This window comes from Amycolatopsis sp. cmx-11-12 (assembly GCF_046269425.1).
Classification (GTDB): Bacteria; Actinomycetota; Actinomycetes; order Mycobacteriales; family Pseudonocardiaceae; genus Amycolatopsis.
Map to the genome: position 1 here is coordinate 1 of NZ_JADNQM010000129.1, position 513 is coordinate 513.

1 pseudogene is annotated in these 513 nt (G+C 60.6%); it reads right to left on the reverse strand.

The window, feature by feature from the left end:
* Positions 1-85: 85 nt before the first annotated feature.
* A pseudogene (locus tag ACLARN_RS44200) lies at positions 86-513 on the reverse strand (DUF222 domain-containing protein); the annotation flags it as partial.

Genomic DNA, 513 nt, shown 5'->3' on the forward strand with positions numbered 1-513 from the left:
ACCTACCTTCATCTCCGACACAGCATTGCTTTCAAGCGACTCTGGCTTCTACATCAGAACCTCTCAATCGCATTCGAGACACACGATGGAAAGAACAGACCAGCACTAGATTCCGCAGATCGGTCGGCCCGCCATCTGCCCAATGATGAATATGGTGAGCGTGACAGTTCTTCGGCCGCCGATGACAGCCCGGGAACGCACACCCCCGATCCCGAATGTTCAACGCTCTCCGTTGGCCCGGGGTGACGAACCGCCTCAGCCGCCCCACATCCAGGGGTTCACCAGCAGCGTTGAGCACCACCGGAAGCATCAGACAATCGCAGGCAGCCATACGGGCTTCGCGGGCAGTCATCGTCCCGACGAAATCGAGGCAGGCGGTCCCGAGACCGGTCTTCAGCTCCTCCAGACCGATGGTCACATGCACCAAGGTCCGGTAGCCATTGGTTCCAGGCTGATCCGGACAGGCCACCGCGAGGTCCACGAGGTCGACCCAGGCGTCACCCTGACGTTCGG